At 72.5% G+C, this 17368-nt stretch carries 15 protein-coding genes; 10 read left to right on the plus strand and 5 right to left on the minus strand.

Translation table 11 applies throughout. The features are described 5' to 3' along the window. Positions 1-177: 177 nt before the first annotated feature. Complete coding sequence (locus ACIO1C_RS07445; protein ID WP_401859973.1) at positions 178-1296, minus strand: ROK family protein; 1119 nt, start codon at positions 1294-1296, stop codon at positions 178-180. A 309-nt stretch (positions 1297-1605) separates the two neighbouring features. After that, a complete protein-coding gene (locus ACIO1C_RS07450) occupies positions 1606-2685 on the minus strand; it encodes a mechanosensitive ion channel family protein (RefSeq protein ID WP_401859575.1) in 1080 nt (359 codons plus the stop codon). A 290-nt stretch (positions 2686-2975) separates the two neighbouring features. Between ACIO1C_RS07450 and ACIO1C_RS07455 the strand changes: the two genes are divergently transcribed. Next, positions 2976-3512 (plus strand): HNH endonuclease, encoded by a 537-nt coding sequence (locus ACIO1C_RS07455; protein WP_161306982.1) that lies wholly within the window; start codon positions 2976-2978, stop codon positions 3510-3512. 81 nt (positions 3513-3593) lie between these two features. Here ACIO1C_RS07455 and ACIO1C_RS07460 read toward each other — a convergent pair whose 3' ends face one another. Beyond that, on the minus strand, positions 3594-6650 hold the full coding sequence (locus tag ACIO1C_RS07460; RefSeq protein WP_401859578.1) for a beta-N-acetylglucosaminidase domain-containing protein: 3057 nt from the start codon (positions 6648-6650) through the stop codon (positions 3594-3596). Between the two features lie 299 nt (positions 6651-6949). On the opposite strand from ACIO1C_RS07460, the gene ACIO1C_RS07465 reads away from it, so the two are divergent. The 3 genes from ACIO1C_RS07465 to ACIO1C_RS07475 all read left to right on the plus strand — a co-directional run bounded on the left by ACIO1C_RS07465 (position 6950) and on the right by ACIO1C_RS07475 (position 9711). Continuing rightward, positions 6950-7177, plus strand: coding sequence for a hypothetical protein (locus tag ACIO1C_RS07465; RefSeq protein WP_401859580.1), 228 nt, complete (start codon positions 6950-6952; stop codon positions 7175-7177). Then, positions 7178-9268, plus strand: coding sequence for a 4-alpha-glucanotransferase (gene malQ, locus ACIO1C_RS07470; RefSeq protein ID WP_401859582.1), 2091 nt, complete (start codon positions 7178-7180; stop codon positions 9266-9268). It abuts the gene before it with no gap. A gap of 188 nt (positions 9269-9456) precedes the next feature. After that, positions 9457-9711: a hypothetical protein gene (locus tag ACIO1C_RS07475; protein WP_327236626.1), complete on the plus strand. Its 255-nt coding sequence runs from the start codon at positions 9457-9459 to the stop codon at positions 9709-9711. A 165-nt stretch (positions 9712-9876) separates the two neighbouring features. Here the strand turns inward: ACIO1C_RS07475 and pepN are convergent, their stop codons facing one another. Next, a complete protein-coding gene (pepN, locus tag ACIO1C_RS07480) occupies positions 9877-12456 on the minus strand; it encodes an aminopeptidase N (protein WP_401859583.1) in 2580 nt (859 codons plus the stop codon). A gap of 311 nt (positions 12457-12767) precedes the next feature. Between pepN and ACIO1C_RS07485 the strand changes: the two genes are divergently transcribed. Beyond that, on the plus strand, positions 12768-12971 hold the full coding sequence (locus tag ACIO1C_RS07485) for a hypothetical protein (RefSeq protein ID WP_401859585.1): 204 nt from the start codon (positions 12768-12770) through the stop codon (positions 12969-12971). 91 nt (positions 12972-13062) lie between these two features. Here ACIO1C_RS07485 and ACIO1C_RS07490 read toward each other — a convergent pair whose 3' ends face one another. After that, positions 13063-14091, minus strand: coding sequence for an aspartate-semialdehyde dehydrogenase (locus tag ACIO1C_RS07490; RefSeq protein WP_401859587.1), 1029 nt, complete (start codon positions 14089-14091; stop codon positions 13063-13065). A gap of 193 nt (positions 14092-14284) precedes the next feature. On the opposite strand from ACIO1C_RS07490, the gene ACIO1C_RS07495 reads away from it, so the two are divergent. From ACIO1C_RS07495 to ACIO1C_RS07515, 5 genes are all read left to right on the plus strand, one after another. Beyond that, the gene (locus ACIO1C_RS07495; protein WP_401859588.1) at positions 14285-14806 is read left to right on the plus strand and encodes an RNA polymerase sigma factor; all 522 of its coding nucleotides are present in this window, start codon (positions 14285-14287) and stop codon (positions 14804-14806) included. A 2-nt stretch (positions 14807-14808) separates the two neighbouring features. Next, positions 14809-15510, plus strand: coding sequence for a hypothetical protein (locus ACIO1C_RS07500; protein WP_401859590.1), 702 nt, complete (start codon positions 14809-14811; stop codon positions 15508-15510). A 112-nt stretch (positions 15511-15622) separates the two neighbouring features. Further along, positions 15623-16384 carry a hypothetical protein gene (locus ACIO1C_RS07505; protein ID WP_401859592.1) on the plus strand — a complete coding sequence of 254 codons (762 nt, stop codon included), beginning with the start codon at positions 15623-15625 and terminating at the stop codon, positions 16382-16384. A 61-nt stretch (positions 16385-16445) separates the two neighbouring features. Further along, positions 16446-16970 (plus strand): hypothetical protein, encoded by a 525-nt coding sequence (locus ACIO1C_RS07510; protein WP_401859593.1) that lies wholly within the window; start codon positions 16446-16448, stop codon positions 16968-16970. A 2-nt stretch (positions 16971-16972) separates the two neighbouring features. Then, complete coding sequence (locus tag ACIO1C_RS07515; RefSeq protein WP_401859595.1) at positions 16973-17353, plus strand: hypothetical protein; 381 nt, start codon at positions 16973-16975, stop codon at positions 17351-17353. The last annotated feature ends 15 nt before the right edge of the window (positions 17354-17368 follow it).

Below are 17368 nucleotides of genomic sequence, written 5' to 3' on the forward strand. Positions count from 1 at the left end.
CTTTACGGGGGAGGGGTACGGGAAAACGGCGGCGGGTGGGTTCTGGGGACGCGGGGGCGTCGCGGGAAGGCGGGGGATGCACACCGGTGCGGGTACGGGTGCGGGACAAGAGTGGTGTGGGATATGGGGGTACGGGAGGACGCGGCGCGCGAGGCGCCGGTCCGCGGGGGCGCGGTGTCAGGTGGTGTCGAAGACGGTGTCGCGCGCCTGGGTCAGGGCCGACCGCAGCGCCCCGGTCAGGATCGGGTCGCCGTCGAGGTCGCTGATCCGCAGCAGGGGTCTGGGCAGGATGAGCCCGGTCAGCTCGGTCTCGACCCGCTCCCGCAGCGCCTCCCCGCCGGCCTCCGCGACCGCGCCGGAGAGCACGACCAGCTCGGGATCGACCACCGCGACCACGGCCGCGAGGCCGGTGGCCAGCATGGCCGCCACCTGGTCCCGTACGCCCTCGTCGGCGAGGGCCTCGGCCAGCGGCACCCCGCCGGCGAGTTTGCGTACGGCGGGGCTGGAGACCTGGCTCTGGAAACCGCCGCCGGCGTCGTCGCCGGCCCAGTCGCGGACCCCGCCCCGGGCGAGAGGCGCGCCGGGCAGCGGCATGTAGCCGATCTCCCCGGCGCCGCCGGTGGCGCCCCTGAGCAGGGTGCCGCCCAGCACGATCGCGGCGCCGACCCCTTCGTCGAGGTAGGCGAGCACGAAGTCGTCGTGGTCCTGGGCCGCGCCCTCGTACTGCTCGGCGATCGCCGCGAGGTTGACGTCGTTCTCGATGAAGACCGGGGTGCCCAGTACTTCCGCGAGATCGGCCTGGAGCGTACGGGAGTGCCAGCCCGGCAGGTGCGGCGCGTACCGCAGCTGGCCGGTGTGCGGGTCGATGGCCCCCGGGGTGCCGATCACCGTGCAGCGCAGGTCGTCGTGGCCGAGCCCGGCCGCGCGCAGCGCGCCGTCCACGGCCTCGGCGACCAGCTGGGCGGTGCGGTGGCCCACGTCCTTCGTGGCGGGTTCCGCCTCGACCCGGCAGCTGCCCACGACCGCGCCGGTGATGTCGGCGACCACCGCGTCGATGCCGGTGGGTCCCGCGGAGAGCGCGGCCACGTGGCCGGCGCGCGGGTCGATCTCGTACAGGACGGCGTTGGGTCCCGGCCGGCCGCTCTGGCTGCCGGTCGTACGGACGAGGCCCGCGCTCTCCAGCCGGGTCAGCAGCTGGGACGCGGTGGGCTTGGAGAGGCCGGTCAGCTCACCGATCCTGGTGCGCGTGAGCGGCCCGTGGGCTATGAGCAGGTCCAGCGCGGCCCGGTCGTTCATGGCCCGCAGCACGCTGGGTGTCCCCGGTGACGGAGTGGATGATCCTGACACTGACCGGACACCTGCCTTGTCTCTGCTCGCTCTCCCGCGTGGCACGTCGGTGACACTGTTAGGAAAGTTTCCTATTGGGATGCGAGGAAAGTAGGCCTGGCGTCAGGAATCAGTCAATACCCCCCGGCGCAAAGCACCCCCGAGGCAACCAAAGCGTTACCTGCGGGGGTGCGGGAGAAGGCGGGCGGTCGGTGCTTGTTACACAGGACGTCATCGGTACGGAGACCTCACCGGTACGGAGACGTCATCGCGCGCCGGTCACTTGCCCTGGCCCGGGCTGCCCGGCGGCGGCACCTGCGGGGTCAGCGGGGACGCGGCCTGGGACTGCGGCGAGGTGGGGCTGGACAGGGCCGAGGGGGCCGACACGCCGGCCGACGGGTCCACGGGCTCCTCGTCCACCTGGGGCGGGACACCCCCGACGATCCGTATCCCCTCCTCGTCGAACGCCCGCTTGACCCGCCACCGCAGCTCGCGCTCCACGCTCAGCGCCTGGCCGGGCATCGTCTTGGCCGAGAGCCGTACGGTCATCGAGTCCAGCAGGACCGAGTCCAGGCCCAGCACCTCGATCGGGCCCCACAGGCGCTCCGCCCACGGGTCGTCCTTGGCCATCGTCTCCGCGACCTGCTTGATGACCGCGCGGACCTTCTCCAGGTTCTCGGAGGGCCGCACCACCACGTCGACGGCCGCCGTGGCCCAGCCCTGGCTGAGGTTGCCGATCCGCTTCACCTCGCCGTTGCGCACGTACCAGATCTCGCCGTTCTCGCCGCGCAGCTTGGTCACGCGCAGGCCGACCTCGATCACCTCGCCGGTGGCCACCCCCGCGTCGATGCTGTCGCCGACGCCGTACTGGTCCTCCAGGATCATGAACACCCCGGAGAGGAAGTCGGTGACGAGGTTGCGGGCGCCGAAGCCCAGCGCCACCCCGGCGACCCCGGCGGATGCCAGCAGCGGCGCCAGATTGATGTTCAGCGCCCCCAGCATCATCAGGGCGGCCGTGCCGAGGATCAGGAACGACGTGACCGAGCGGAGCACGGAACCGATGGCCTCCGAGCGCTGGCGGCGGCGCTCCGCGTTCACCAGCAGCCCGCCCAGCGCGGTGCCCTCCACCGCCTGCACGCTGCGGTTCATCCGCTCGATGAGCTTGGTGAGCGCGCGGCGGATCACATGGCGCAGGACGAGGGCGATCACCAGGATCAGCAGGATGCGCAGGCCGACGCTGAGCCAGGTGGACCAGTTGTCCTCCACCCAGCCCGCCGCGTCGTTCGCCCGGTTCCCGGCCTCGTCGAGGGTGCCGGGACCGGACGGCGGGGCTGCGGCCGGCAGGGCGGACCAGGACACGACGGGAACCTCCGGATAGGGGCAGGGCTGGCCAACCACACTAACGGGGCAGTGGGCGGCCTCCTCCGCCCCGAGGGTGCGGAGAGACACTCCTCACGCGATGCGGGCGCGGTGGGGCGCGGTATTGGGGCGGGCAGGAGGGGCGAGCGGGTGTCCTGGGGTCGTCCTGTGGTCGAAAACACTCCGAGCCCGTTACCTGGACGTGGTGGCGTTTCGACCAGGCATGAGGAGAGACTGGAGCAGATCGTCCCGGCGCGAGCCACGCGCCGCCGGCGTAATAGGAGGCATCCGTGCCGCATGTCTTGGTCCTCAACGCGTCGTACGAGCCGCTCGGCGTCGTACCGCTCCGCCGCGCGCTCGTCCTCGTCCTGGAGAACAAGGCCACCAGCCTCGAGGAATCCGGCGCCTTCATGCACAGCGCGACCCGCGTCGTCCCAGCCCCCAGCGTCGTACGGCTGAAGCGGTTCGTGCGGGTCCCCTACCGGGGGCCCGTTCCACTGACCCGTCGTGCGCTCTTCGCCAGGGACGGGGGCCGCTGCATGTACTGCGGCGCCGCCGCCACCAGCGTCGACCACGTCGTCCCCCGCAGCCGCGGGGGACAGCACGCGTGGGACAACGTCGTGGCCGCGTGCCGCAGGTGCAACCACGTCAAGGCCGACCGGCACCTGCGTGAGCTGGGCTGGCGCCTGCACCAACAACCGGCCCCGCCGTCCGGGCTCGCCTGGCGGATCATCGGGACCGGACACCGTGACCCGCGCTGGATGCCGTACCTGCAACCGTACGGCGCGGAGGACGCGGTGGCCCGGATCGACGGCATTTCAGCCTGAGATCCGGGCCTTTGTCGTTCCCCCTGGTCAGGCGGGTGTGGGCCGGGGGGAACGGAGGCGTGCGCCGAGCCGGGGTTCCCGTTACGGCGCCACCGCGTAGACCTCCGCCGAGAACAGCGAGTATCCGTACTTCGTCGCGCGGGCGTCGCCCTGGACCCGTACGAACCGGGTGTCCCTCGCGTCCATCCCGATCGCCTCCCGCCCGCCCCGGCCGTCCGAGACCGTCGCCGCCGTCCGCCAAGTGCGGCCGTCGGCGGAGACCTGGACGCGGTAACGGCTCGCGTACGCCTCCTGCCAGGTGAGGACGACCTGCCCGACCCTCGCCGCGGCCGGGAGTTCCAGCTGCCACCAGGCGCTGTCCTCCACCGGGGAGGACCAGCGGGTGGCGGGGTCCCCGTCGATCGCGGCCGACGCCGGGAAGTCCGGGGTCTCGTCGCCCGAGGACGAGGCGGTCGCGCCGCGCGCGAGATCGGGGCCGGCGGTGCGTGGCGAGGCCCGTACGGTCAGCGTGCTCCGCTCGCCGCCGAAGGCGACCGGCACGTCGTACGAACCGGCCGGGGTGCCCGCCTTCACCCTGACCTCGATGGGGACGGTCGTCAGGGCGCCGCGCGGCACGGTCGTCTCCTTGGGCACCGTCACCCGGATGCCGGACGGCGCCTTCGCGGTGAGCGACCCGCGCACCTCGCCGGGCCGCCGCCCCGCCAGCCGCGCCTCGACCGTCCGCGGCTCCCCGCCGATCTGGGCGTCCGCCTCGCGGGGCGCCAGGTCCAGCCGCGCCCCCGGCTCGTCGGCGAACCAGGGCACGACATGCCGTACGGAGGGGGCGGGCGCGCCCGGTCCGGAGACGCCGGAACCGGCACCCGCGCCCGGCCACACGATCCGTACCGCGTCGGCGAGCAGGCCCTTCGCGTCCGACTGTGTCCAGCCGCTCGTCGACAGCGGGCCCAGCGGGCGCCAGCCCTCACCCGGGACCCGCACCTCGACGCTCGCGCCGGCGCCCGTGCCCGGCCCGGTCATCGCGGTCACCGCCGTGACCGGTCTCGCGCGGCCGAGGCGCACGGTGTACGACCGGGCGTCCTCGGTGACGTCCTCGCCGGTGTCACGGTCCGCGCCCGTCCACCCCGCCGCCGCCTTGACGGCCCGGTCGAGGAACGGGTCCAGGGTGCCCTTGCCCACCACGGCCTCGCTCGTACGCAGCTTGCCGCGCAGCGGCTCCAGCTCCAGCGACGCCCGCCACGAGTCGGCGCCGTCACCGCGGTCCTGGGCGGTGAGCATGTCGACGGCCAGCTCCCCGGCGCGCCCGTAGCGCGCCAACTGGTCGAGCCACGGCCGTACTTCGTCGTCCAGCCGGCCCCCGGCCGTCCCCGCGAGACGCTCCGGCGCCCCGGCCATCACCGTGAAGGCGGCGCGCAGTCCGGCCGCCGCGCGGCTCCTGGCGCGTACGTCCGACGTGGCACGGGACGCCCAGAAAGCGGTGAACAGCGGCTTGAGATAGGCGGACTCGGACGGGTCGAGGAGGGACGAGGCGTCGTTGCCCGCGAGGGCGCGCAGCGCCTCGCGGGTCGCCGCGTCCTCGCCCGCCAGGTCGTCCACGGCGGCCCGCCAGGACTCCTTCGGTACGTAACCCCGTGGATTCCAGGCGTAGTCGGCGGCGGTGAAGAGGGGGATACGGGACGCCGACGCCTGCTCCATGGCGTTGGCGAGCAGCGCGACCGAGCCGCCCGCGACGGCGGGCTCCCGGCCGGTGTACGGGCCGAGGAAGATACGGTCCGGTTCGTAGTCGTTGACCGGGTAGTTGTCCATCGTCACCATCGGATGCGCGAACGCGGCCTTCGCGTCCGACAGTTCACGGCCCGTGATGGTGCGTGGTACGACCCCGACCCCCGTCCACGCCACATGGACGCCGCCGTCGAGCGTCCCCGCGAGCGCCGTGCGGTACGCGGTGACGCCGTCCTGGTGGTACTCGGTCGGCATGACCGTGAGCGGCTCGGAGTCCGGGTGCCGCTCCGCCAGATGCGCCGCCACCGCGTTCGCGACCCGGGCCTGCGCCTTCGCCGCCGCCTCGGGACCAGAGCCGAACGTGTCCGCGTCCGCGTCGCAGTGCCACTCGCTGTAACTCACGTCCTGGAACTGGAGTTGGAAGGCCCGCACCCCCAGCGCCCACATCGCGTCGATCTTGCGGTTCAGCGCCCCGAGGTCCTTCTCCGACGCCATGCACATGGACTGCGCGGGTGCCACGGCCCAGGCGAGCGTCACATGGTTGCGGCCGGCCCGCTCGGCCAGCTCGCGGAACTGGACACGCTCCGCCGCCGGGTACGGATCGCGCCAGCGCGCCTGCCGGAACGGGTCGTCGCCCGGCGCGTAGAGGAAGCGGTTCTGCTTGGTACGCCCCATGAAGTCGAGCTGCGCCAGGCGCTCCTGATGGGTCCACGGCTCTCCGTAGAAGCCCTCCGTCGTGCCGCGTACGAGCGTGCCGGGCCAGTCGCGCACCACCACGCCGGGGACGGTCGCCGGGCCGCCCGTCTTGGTGCTCGCCTTCGCGTCCGCCTTCGCCCCCGCCTTCGCCCCCGCCTTCACGCCCGGCTTCGTGACCGGCGGCTTCACGATCAGCTGGCGCAGGGTCTGCGCGCCGTGGAAGAGGCCGTCCTCGCCGACGCCGTCCAGCGCTATCGTGTCGCGCCCCGCGACCCGGCCCACCGCGATCCGGTACCCGCCGGACGGCAGGTCGGTGCTGTCGGGCGCGCGCAGGGCGCGCAGCGCGTCGCGCGCGCCGGGGCCGCCGGCCAGGACCACCGTGCCCGCGCCGGGCGGATCCGTGGCCCAGGCCTGACCGACCGTACGGACACCGGCGGCGCGCAGTACGTCCGTGAGCGCTTGGACGGCGACCGGGTCGGCGCCCTCGCCCGCGACGACGGTGACCAGGTCACCGAGCGGGACCGCCCGCCCGGCCGCCTTGATCGTCTGCGGCCTGGGCCACACGTCAGGCACGTCCGCCCGGCCCTCGGGGTCGGGTGTGGCGGCGACCGGGGAGCCCGGGTCGTGCGGGGCCGCGTACGCGCCCGGCGCCCCGCCGAGAAGCCCGCCGATCACGGCCATCGCGACCGCCGTGGCCGTCCGTCCTGTACGCCCGAGCCGCACGCCGTGCTCCTCTCGTGTTCCCTGGTCCCCCCAAGACTCGCGAGGATTCGCGCCAAGCGGGGACGAGCCCACCACCCCGTGGTCGGGGTGTCAATGCGCGTGGCCGCTGTGTCTCCTTTGCCCCTTGTGATAGGCAGGGGTACCAACTGCCGGGCGGGGGAGGGATCGTGACACGCGGGAGACGCATCGTGACCCGGCACCTCCTCACCGGCACAGGTTCACCCTCCGTACGCGCCTGGGTCCGCCTACGCTGGGTAGGGCTGTTGTGTCCTGTTCCCCCAGCCTTTGGAGAAGCCGTCATGGCCGCACCCGCACCGCGCCTGCTCTCCGGCCCCTCCGAACAGCCGATCCCCCGACCGTCGGTGCCGGGTCCCGCGCGGTCCGCGCCCGGCCCGCTGACCAGCGAACCGCCGCTCGCCGACGCGGAACCGCTGACCAGCGAGCCCCCACTCGCCGACACCGCCCCGCTCACCAGCGAACCCACAGCTCCCGGCACCGCCGGGGGCACGGAGTCCCCAGGAGTCTGAATGGGCCTGGCCAGGCTCGCCGCACTGCACGGTGTCGCCACCTCGTACGCCCCCTCGCCCGACATCACCGTCAAGGTCCCTGACGACACCGTCGTGGCGGTGCTCGCCGCGCTCGGGGTCGACGCGTCCACGCCGGAGGCGGTGACGGACGCGCTCACCCGCGCGGAGTCCACCGCCGCGGAGCGGCTGCTGCCCCCGACGGTGGTGCTGTGGAGCGCCCCCGAGGGGGAACGGCCCGAGGTCCCGGCCGCCCTGACGGGGCTGCCGCCCGGGACGACCCTCCAGGTGGAACCGGAGGACGGCGGTACGGCTCCGGCGCCCGACCCCGCCCCCACCACCGACCCCGCCGCCGTCGTGGCCCACGCCCCCCTCGGCGTCCACCGCCTCACCGCGCGCGCCCCCGACGGCCGTACGGCCACCGTCACCCTGGTGGTCGCCCCCCATCAGGTGCCGCAGCCCCCGCCCCGTACCCACGGCTTCCTGGTACAGCTCTACTCCCTGCTCTCCGAGCGCTCCTGGGGCATGGGCGACCTCGGCGACCTCGCCGAGCTGGCCGCCTGGTCGGGCCGTCACCTCGGCGCCGGCTTCGTCCAGATCAACCCGCTGCACGCCGCCGTCCCCGGCGACCCGACCGACCCCTCGCCGTACCGCCCCTCTTCGCGCCGCTTCCCCGACCCGGTCCACCTGCGGATCGAGGCCGTGCCGGAGTACGCGTACGTGCGCGGCGCGGACCGCGAACAGCTCGACGCGCTCGGCGAGAAGGCCGCCGCCCTGCGCGCCTCCGTCCTCGGCGAGGACGCGCTGATCGACCGCGACGCCGTATGGGCGCTCAAGCTCCCCGCCCTGGAGATCCTGGCGGCCGTCCCCCTCGGCCCCGGCCGCCGCGCCGAGTACTGCGACTTCCTCGCCGCCCAGGGGCAGGCCCTGGAGGACCACGCCACCTGGTACGCGCTCGCCGAGGCGCACGGACCGCGGTGGCACGACTGGCCGGCCGGGCTGCGCGACCCGCGCTCGCCCGAGACCGCCCGGGCCCGCCGCGATCTGCTCGACCGTGTCGACTTCCACTGCCGGCTGGCCTGGCTGACCGACCAGCAGCTCGCCGCCGCGTCCGGCGCCGCACGGGACGCGGGCATGGCCGTCGGGATCGTCCACGACCTCGCTGTCGGCGTGCACCCCGGGGGAGCCGACGCCTGGGCCCAGCAGGACGCCTTCGCCGCCGGCATGTCGGTCGGCGCCCCGCCCGACGCCTTCAACGCCCTCGGCCAGGACTGGGGCCTGCCGCCCTGGCGCCCCGACGTGCTCGCCGCGTCCGGCTACGCCCCGTACCGCGGCCTGCTCAAGGGCCTGCTGCGGAACGCCGGGGCGCTGCGGATCGACCATGTGATGGGGCTGTTCCGGCTCTGGTGGGTCCCGCAGGGCGAGCAGCCCACCCAGGGAACGTATGTGCGGTACGACGCCGAGGCGATGCTCGCCGTCCTCGCCCTGGAGGCGCACCGCGCGGGCGCCCCGGTCGTCGGGGAGGATCTCGGCACGGTCGAGCCGGGGGTGCGCGAGGCGCTGGAGCGGCGCGGGGTGCTCGGCACGTCCGTGCTCTGGTTCGAACGGGACTGGGAGGGGCCGGGACAGCCGCCCCTGCCGCCCGGGACCTGGCGCGAGGACTGCGTCGCCACCGCGACCACCCACGACCTGCCGTCCACCGCCGCCCGGTTGACCGGCGAGCACGTGGAACTGCGCCACCGGCTGGGCCTGCTCACCCGCCCGCTGGCCCAGGAACAGGCCGCGGACCGCACGGAGGTCGGGGAGTGGCTCACGTACCTGGGGCGTCTGGGGCTGCTGCCCGGGGGCCCCGGTGACGAGGAGGAGGAGATCCGCGCGGTCTACCGCTTCCTGCTGCGCACCCCGGCGCGGATGGTCGGGGTCTGGCTGCCGGACGCGGTGGGCGACCGCAGGCCGCAGAACCTGCCGGGCACCTGGGACCAGTACCCCAACTGGCGCCTGCCGGTGGCGGACGCGACGGGCCGGCCGATGACGCTGGAGGAACTGGCCGCGTCTCCCCGGCTGCACCGCCTGATGGACGTGCTGCGACCGTGACGGCCCGGGCGCGCGGCAGAACCGTACGGGAGGAGACGGGCAGAACCGTACGGGAAGAGTCGAGCGGGGCCGTAAGGAAGGAGTCGAGGGGGGCCGTACGGGAGTCGGGCAGGGCCGTACGGGAGGCGCGTCGAGCCGTACGGGACCCCGCGCGCGCGGCGGACCCGGCCATTCGCTACGTTTGCACCGTGGACAAGAAGAACGCGATGCGCGCGGGCGCCCTGGCGGCCGGTACGACGCTGATGATGCTGCTCATGACGTCCCCGGCGCTCGCACTGAGCCGCGACGACGGTGACGACCCGGGCCCCGGCCTGAGCGTGGTGGAGACCCTCGGCCTGTTCGTGGGCATCCCGCTGCTGCTGTTCGCGGTCATCACCGGCCTGGTGCTGGTCCTGGACAAGTCCCACCCGTCCCACCGCGTCACCAAGCCGAAGCAGGGCTGACCACCCGCCCCACGCACCGGGAAAGCGCCGCACGGCCGCCGTGCGGCGCTTTCGCGTACCCGAATCCCACCGGGGAGAATGCCGCCGACACCCCGAAGAGGCCCCGCCGTCCAGGACAGCGGGACCTCCGGGACCTCCGGGACCTCCGGGACCGGCGGGCAGGCCCTAGACGACAGGCGCCGCCGCCGCGTCCGCCTCCTGGGCCCGCAGCGCGCGCTCCACACCCGCGCGCGACTCCGAGATCAGCCGCCGCAGCGCCGCGTTCGGCCCGGCGGACGCCAGCCACGCGTCCGTCGCGTCCAGCGTCTCCCGCGAGACCTGGAGCGACGGGTACAGCCCGACCGCCACCTGCTGCGCCATCTCGTGCGAACGGGACTCCCACACCTCCGCGACCGCCGCGAAGTACTTCTCCGTGTACGGCGCGAGCAGCTCACGCTGGTCGGTCTGGACGAAGCCGCCGATCACCGCCTCCTGGAGGGAGTTCGGCAGCTTGTCGCTCTCCACCACCGACGCCCACGCCTCCGCCTTGGCCTCGGCCGAGGGCCGCGCCGCGCGTGCCGCCGTCGCGTGCTGTTCGCCCGCCGAGGTCCTGTCGCGCTCGTACTCCGCCGCGATCTCCTCGGTGTCGTGCAGCCCCACCGCCGCCAGCCGCTGGACGAACGCCCAGCGCAGGTCGGTGTCGACGGCCAGGCCCTCGACCGTCTCCGTACCGTCCAGCAGCCCCTGCAACAGATCCAGCTGCTGCGGCGTACGGGCGGTCGACGCGAACGCCCGTGCCCACGCCAGCTGGTGGTCGCTGCCCGGCTCCGCCGCCCGCAGGTGCGCCAGCGTCGCCTCCGTCCACTGCGTCAGACCCGTCTCGCGCCACACCGGCGCCGCGTACAGGTCGAGCGCCAGCTTCACCTGGCGGTGCAGCGACTGCACGACGCCGATGTCCGTCTCCTTGGAGATCCCGGACAGCACCAGCGCCAGGTAGTCGCGCGTCGCCAGCTCGCCGTCCCGCGTCATGTCCCAGGCGGAGGCCCAGGACAGGGCGCGCGGCAGCGACTCCGCGAAGTCCCCGAGGTGCGCGGTGACGACTCGCAGCGACTCCTCGTCGAGGCGGACCTTCGCGTACGACAGGTCGTCGTCGTTGAGCAGGACCACGGCCGGACGCGGGGTGTTCCGCGGGAACGGCACCTCCGTGCGCTCCCCGTCGACGTCCAGCTCGATCCGGCTCGTACGGACCAGCTTGCCGTTCCCGTCCAGGTCGTAGCACCCGATCGCGATCCGGTGCGGGCGCAGGACGGGCTCGCCCTTGGCGCCGGCGGGCAGGGCGGGCGCCTCCTGCGTGACGGCGAACGACGCCACATGACCCGCCGCGTCGAGGGTGATCTCCGGGCGCAGGATGTTGATCCCGGCCGTCTCCAGCCACGCCGTCGACCAGGCCTTGAGGTCACGCCCGGACGTCTCCTCCAGCGCGCCCAGCAGGTCGGAGAGCCGGGAGTTCCCGAAGGCGTGCGCCTTGAAGTACGCCTGCACCCCCCGGAAGAACTCGTCCTGGCCGACGTACGCGACCAGCTGCTTGAGCACCGAGGCGCCCTTGGCGTACGTGATGCCGTCGAAGTTGACCAGCACGTCGTCCAGGTCGCGGATGTCCGCCATGATCGGGTGGGTGGAGGGCAGCTGGTCCTGGCGGTAGGCCCAGGTCTTCATGGAGTTGGCGAACGTCGTCCACGACTGCGGCCACCGCGAGCCCGGCGCGTCGGCCTGGCAGGCGATCGAGGTGTACGTGGCGAACGACTCGTTCAGCCAGAGGTCGTTCCACCACTCCATGGTGACCAGGTCGCCGAACCACATGTGGGCCAGCTCGTGCAGGATCGTCTCGGCGCGCGTCTCGTACGCCGCGTCCGTCACCTTCGAGCGGAACACGTACTGGTCGCGGATGGTCACCGCGCCCGCGTTCTCCATCGCGCCCGCGTTGAACTCCGGTACGAACAGCTGGTCGTACTTGGCGAAGGGGTACGCGTAGTCGAACTTCTCCTGGAACCAGTCGAATCCCTGCCGCGTGACCTCGAAGATCGCGTCCGCGTCCAGGAACTCCGCCAGCGAGGGCCGGCAGTAGATGCCCAGCGGCACCGACTGCCCGTCCTTCTCGTACGTGCTGTGCACCGCGTGGTACGGGCCGGCGATCAGCGCGGTGATGTACGTCGAGACGCGCGGCGTCGGCGCGAAGTGCCAGAGGTTCTCCTTCGGCTCCGGCGTCGGCGAGTTGGAGATGACCGTCCAGCCCTCGGGGGCCCGTACGGAGAACCGGAACGTCGCCTTGAGGTCCGGCTGCTCGAACGACGCGAACACGCGCCGGGCGTCCGGGACCTCGAACTGCGTGTACAGGTAGGCCTGTTCGTCGACCGGGTCGACAAACCGGTGCAGGCCCTCACCGGTGTTCGTGTACGCGCACTCCGCGACGACCGTCAGGTCGTTCGGACCCTCCAGCAGGCCGGCCAGCGCGATCCGCGAGTCCTTGAAGACGGCGGCGGGGTCCAGCGGGGTGCCGTTGAGGACGACCTCGTGGACGGCGGGCGCCACCAGGTCGATGAAGGTCTCTGCCCCGGCCTCCGCGCTGTCGAAGCGCACCGTGGTCACGGACCGGTAGGTGCCGCCCTCCTGCGCGCCGCTCAGATCGAGATCGATCGCGTACGAGTCCACGGTGAGCAGGCGCGCACGCAGCTGCGCCTCCTCGCGGGTCAGATTTGTGCCAGGCACCCGGTCATCTCCTCGGTATAGGGCGTTTCGGCCCATCCTTCCACGGCGGGTCGCGTTCACCCGATCGTGGGGACCTCGGGCTACCGTGGCGGGGAGGACGGGCGCTGTCCCCACGCTGACGGCGGAAGGAGGCGGCGCCGCGATGACCCCGACGCATCACGAGACTGCCGAGGAAACCGTGCGGGACGACACCGGGCACCGAACTGCTGCGCTTTCTGGAGACCCTCCCTGAGCTCGATCAGCTACGGATCGAACTCATCGACAGAAAGATCGTCATACGGGCATCCGCCGCCCCGTTCCACAACCGCATCGTGGCCGGGCTTTCGGCCCAGTTCCTCGCCGAGGACTGGGAAGCGCTGCCCGAGCAGGCGATGGTCTCCGACATCTCCAGTTTCGAGCCGAAGGCGGACCTGACCGTCACCACGGCCGAGAAGATCGCGGACAACCGCAATCCGCTTCCCGCCGACCGACCACTTCCGGTTCGGCGACGCCGCGCTGTGGGACCGGAGCAGTGAGGACGGCCTGAGCGACGCGCCGGGGTGATGCCTGTCCGATCGACGGGCGGGCCCGGCCGATTTCTCGGCCGGGCCCTCACACGCGTCCGGCTCAGCCCGCCAGCTCCGCCGCCACCAGCTCCGCGATCTGGACCGCGTTCAGCGCCGCGCCCTTGCGCAGGTTGTCGTTGGAGACGAAGAGCGCGAGACCGTTCTCCACCGTCTCGTCCACCCGGATCCGCCCCACGAACGACGCGTCCTTCCCGGCCGCCTGGAGCGGCGTCGGGATCTCGGACAGCTCGACGCCGGGCGCGTCCTTGAGCAGTTCGTACGCCCGCTCCACGCTGATCGGGCGGTCGAACCGTACGTTCACCTGGAGCGAGTGCCCGGAGAAGACCGGCACCCGTACGCAGGTCCCGGAGACCTTCAGCTCCGGGATCTCCAGGATCTTGCGGGACTCGTTGCGGAGCTTCTGCTCCTCGTCCGTCTCGAAGGAGCCGTCGTCCACGAGGCTGCCCGCGAGCGGCACCACGTTGAAGGCGATGGGGCGCTGGTAGACGGCCGGCGCGGGGAACTCGACCGCCCCGCCGTCGTGCGTGAGCTTGTCCGCGTCGGCGACGACCTGCTTCGCCTGGCCGTGCAGCTCCGCGACCCCGGCGAGGCCCGAGCCGGAGACCGCCTGGTAGGTGGTGGCGACGAGCGCCGCCAGCCCCGCCTCCTGGTGCAGCGGGCGCAGCACGGGCATGGCGGCCATCGTGGTGCAGTTCGGGTTGGCGATGATGCCCTTGGGGCGGTCCTTGATCGCGTGCGGGTTGACCTCGGAGACGACCAGCGGGACCTGGGGGTCACGCCGCCACGCGGACGAGTTGTCGATCACTACGGCACCCTGCGCGGCGACCTTCTCGGCCAGCGCCTTCGAGGTCGACCCCCCGGCGGAGAAGATCACGATGTCCAGCCCGGACCAGTCGGCCGTACCGGAGTCCTCGACCGTGACCGGCTTCCCCTGCCAGTCCAGGGTGGACCCCGCGGACCGGGCGGAGGCGAAGAGCCGCAGCTCGGTGACCGGGAAGCTCCGCTCGGCCAGGATCCTGAGCATGACTGTGCCGACCTGACCGGTGGCTCCGACGATTCCGACCTTCACGGGGTCTCCTCCGTATGTACGCGCGGCATGGGTGCCGCTCCATGATGCGGGTCAGCCCGCCCGTCTTGTCCAGTCACTTGTCCGAGGGACGGGACGGGCGCGGTCGTGGCACCGGGGCCGAACGTTTCGTACGGCTCCGGCGTCTAAGGAGCAGCGCGAATTGCTGGGGAGTGCGACGGAGGGGAGAGCATCGGTGCGGATCAGGAGATCCCCGGGTGCGGCAGTGGATCCGCTGGACGAGGTGCAGGCCCGCCGGGTGCGTGCCGTGCTCGCGCTCGGCGGGGTCCCTCAGGAAGATCTGCAGGACGGCTTGCAGCAGGTACGGCTGCGGCTGCTCGAACGCCGGGCACGCGGTGAGGAGCCACCCCGTGATGTCGGCGCGTGGGCCGCCGTGGTCGCTTCGAACCTCGCGGCGGACTGGCACCGTACGAAACACCGGCAGGAGCGGGTGAGCACGCGGCTCACCCTGTTGAGCGCGCCGGACTCGGGAATACAGGGCGGACCGGAGGGCGGACTGCTGGCCATGGCCGTCGCCGAGACGCTCGACGGGCTGCCCGAGGCACAGCGGCAGGCGCTCGTCCTGCGCTACTACGTGGATCTCTCGGTGCCGCAGATCGCCGAGGAGCTGGGGATCCCGGTCGGGACGGTCAAGAGCCGGCTGTTCGCGGCGGCGAAGCTGATGCGGGAACGACTTCAACTGGAAGAGGTGGTGTGAGGGTGGAGAGGGACGAGCACCTGATGGCGGTTCTGCTGGGGGAGTCCGCACCACCCGGGAGCGCGGACGGGGACGGCGACGGGGACGGGGAGGGGCGCGCGGCGGCGGAACGGGACATGGCCCTGGTACGGGAGCAGCTCCACCGGATCGGCGACGGGCTGGCCGGGGCGGCCCCGGCCGCCCCGGATCCGGCGGGGCGCGGGCGGCGGCTACGGCGGAGAGCGCTGTTCGCCCTCGCGGCGTCCGTCGCCGCCGTGCTCCTGGGCACGGGCGCGGCGTATCTCGCGTCGGGCGCCGGGGGCGCCGGGGACAGTGGCTCCGAGGCCAGGCTGACCGATGAGGCCCTCCTCGCCTGTTCCACCGCGGTCGCCGAGGGGACGGTCGCCCGGGTCGAGTCCCTCGGCGGGGAGGAGAGGTTCAGGATCGTGCTCGACGTCGAGCGCTCCTACCGGCCGGCGGCGGGGAAGCCACGACTGGTCTTCACCGCCGAGGGCGCGGAGGTCCGGGAGTACTACAGGACCGGTGCGCGGATGCTGGTCGTCGTCTCCGGGATCCCGGGGGAGGGGCCGCAGACCTACCGGGCCGGCGACCCCGCCTACGACGACGGCGAGTCCGCGCCCGCGCGCGACGCGCTGGACTGGGGGCGCCAGTGGGTCCAGCGGACCCTCCCGGCGGCTCAGGGGCAGGAGTGCCCCGCCAACTGACCTTGTTGTAGGGGCCATTGATCCTTTCGTGCAGGTCAGGGACCCCCTACTATCCTCGCGTGATCTTCACGACATGAGTACATCGTGAAGGCGAGATGAAGTGGGGGAAAACATGGTGAAAGCGAGTGCATCGGGAGCGAAGTGGAAAATCGCGGTGGCCGTGGCGGTCGCGACCGCCGTCATCGGGGGCACCGCCTGGGCCGGCGGAGGTGGCGAGCCGACCCGGCAGCGCGACACGCAGGCCGAGCGCATCGTGCACGGACGGGAGACCCTCGTCTTCAAGAACGTCGAGCAGCTGGTCGGGTCGTCGCGGTACGTGATCAAGGCGACGGTCACGGACATCCAGCCGGGCCGCAGCGTCGGCAGCGTCGAGGAGGGCGGTGTCGAGCAGGCGCGTGACGTGACGCTCCGGGTCGACGTCAAGTTCGGGAAGATCACCCTGCCGGCCACGATCGTCCTCGAAGAATGGGGATGGGACGAGACGGGAGCCGGCTACCAGGTGGAGAACGTGGCCTGGAGCAAGGTGGGGGACAAGGGCTTCTACTTCCTGAAGAGGAGCGACGACGTCCCCAACCGGTTCCGGCTCATGAACACGCAGGGGCGGGCCCTGGAGGCCGCCGACGGGTCCCTCGTCCTGTCGGCCGATCCCGAATCGGAGCTGACCGCCGACATCGGCTGGCAGGACGCCTTCGACCTGGAACAGAGGATCCGCTTCCTGCTCCAGCCGGAGAACAAGGACCAGCTCCAGACCGTCGATGAGCCGCCGGTCGTCCCCAGTCCCTCCCAGAGCGCGCCCGCGCCCGAGGACGGGGCCGACGAGCCGTTCCCCGACGACTCGGTCGACGACGGTTCGGAACCCGGTGCCGGCGGATGACCCGCCCGCCCGTGTCGCACACCGTCCCGTCCTCCGCCCATCCCGACCGAAAGGGAACCGCATGCTGAGCCACGCTCCCCGGCTGACCGCCGTCCTCGCCGCCGCGGCCGCACTCGCCCTGGCGATCCCCGCCACGGCCTACGCCGACCACGACGACAACGGGACCGACCCGGACAACAGGAACCAGGCCGTCAAGGGTTTCAGCCTGACGACCAACGGCACCAACGCCATGAACCAGGGCAAGGCCGAACTCGAACGCAGCGTCATCACGACGTCGTGGGGCGGCGGCGACATCGAGGTCTACGACAGCAACTACGGCGACAGCGGGTGGCACGGCCGTACGGACTGCACCAACTGGAACGCGCTGTGGACGTCGTGCGACATCATCCGCGTCCGGTTCAACACGTACCAGTCCAAGACCGCCTCACAGTGGCGCAGCCTCGGCTGCCACGAGTTCGGGCACACCGCCGACCTGGGACACCGCAAGGGGTCGAACGACTCGGACAACAACTCCTGCATGAGGGTGGAGATCTGGCCGACCCACTACGACCAGCACGACCTCAACGCGATCAAAGCGGGCACCTGATCATGAAGAAGAGTCTTCTCGCCGTCGGGCTGGGCGCGGCGGCGATCGTGCTGGGAACCACGGGATTTCTGGTGTTCGGGGACGCGGAGCCGAGCGGGTTCGACAACCCGGCGAAGGCGGAGGCGTTCTGCCGTACGGCCGCGTCCCTCGACCTCCAGCGGAGTGAGGAACTGACCCCGCACGACCGCACGCACGTCATCGAGACACTCAACGACGACCTGCCCGGCGGCGTTTCCGACGACTTCGACCGGCTGCTCGCGTGGTACGAGCACCCGGAGCCGGAGCGCGAGGAGGCGGCCCGCCGGTCCAGTTACGCGGTCGGCGAGTTCATCGAGCGGACGTGCGCGGACGTCAACATCGGCGGTATCAGGGCGTCCAAGTGACGGGAGTGCCCGCCG

This window comes from Streptomyces sp. NPDC087420 (assembly GCF_044744165.1).
Classification (GTDB): Bacteria; Actinomycetota; Actinomycetes; order Streptomycetales; family Streptomycetaceae; genus Streptomyces.

Excerpts from the sequence above, each read along its gene's own strand:
- ACIO1C_RS07445 (WP_401859973.1), bottom strand. The coding sequence starts at position 1,296 with ATGAACGACCGGGCCGCGCTGGACCTGCTCATAGCCCACGGGCCGCTC.
- ACIO1C_RS07465 (WP_401859580.1), top strand. The coding sequence starts at position 6,950 with ATGGCCGCACCCGCACCGCGCCTGCTCTCCGGCCCCTCCGAACAGCCG.
- malQ (WP_401859582.1), top strand. The coding sequence starts at position 7,178 with ATGGGCCTGGCCAGGCTCGCCGCACTGCACGGTGTCGCCACCTCGTAC.
- ACIO1C_RS07505 (WP_401859592.1), top strand. The coding sequence starts at position 15,623 with ATGGTGAAAGCGAGTGCATCGGGAGCGAAGTGGAAAATCGCGGTGGCC.
- ACIO1C_RS07510 (WP_401859593.1), top strand. The coding sequence starts at position 16,446 with ATGCTGAGCCACGCTCCCCGGCTGACCGCCGTCCTCGCCGCCGCGGCC.
- ACIO1C_RS07515 (WP_401859595.1), top strand. The coding sequence starts at position 16,973 with ATGAAGAAGAGTCTTCTCGCCGTCGGGCTGGGCGCGGCGGCGATCGTG.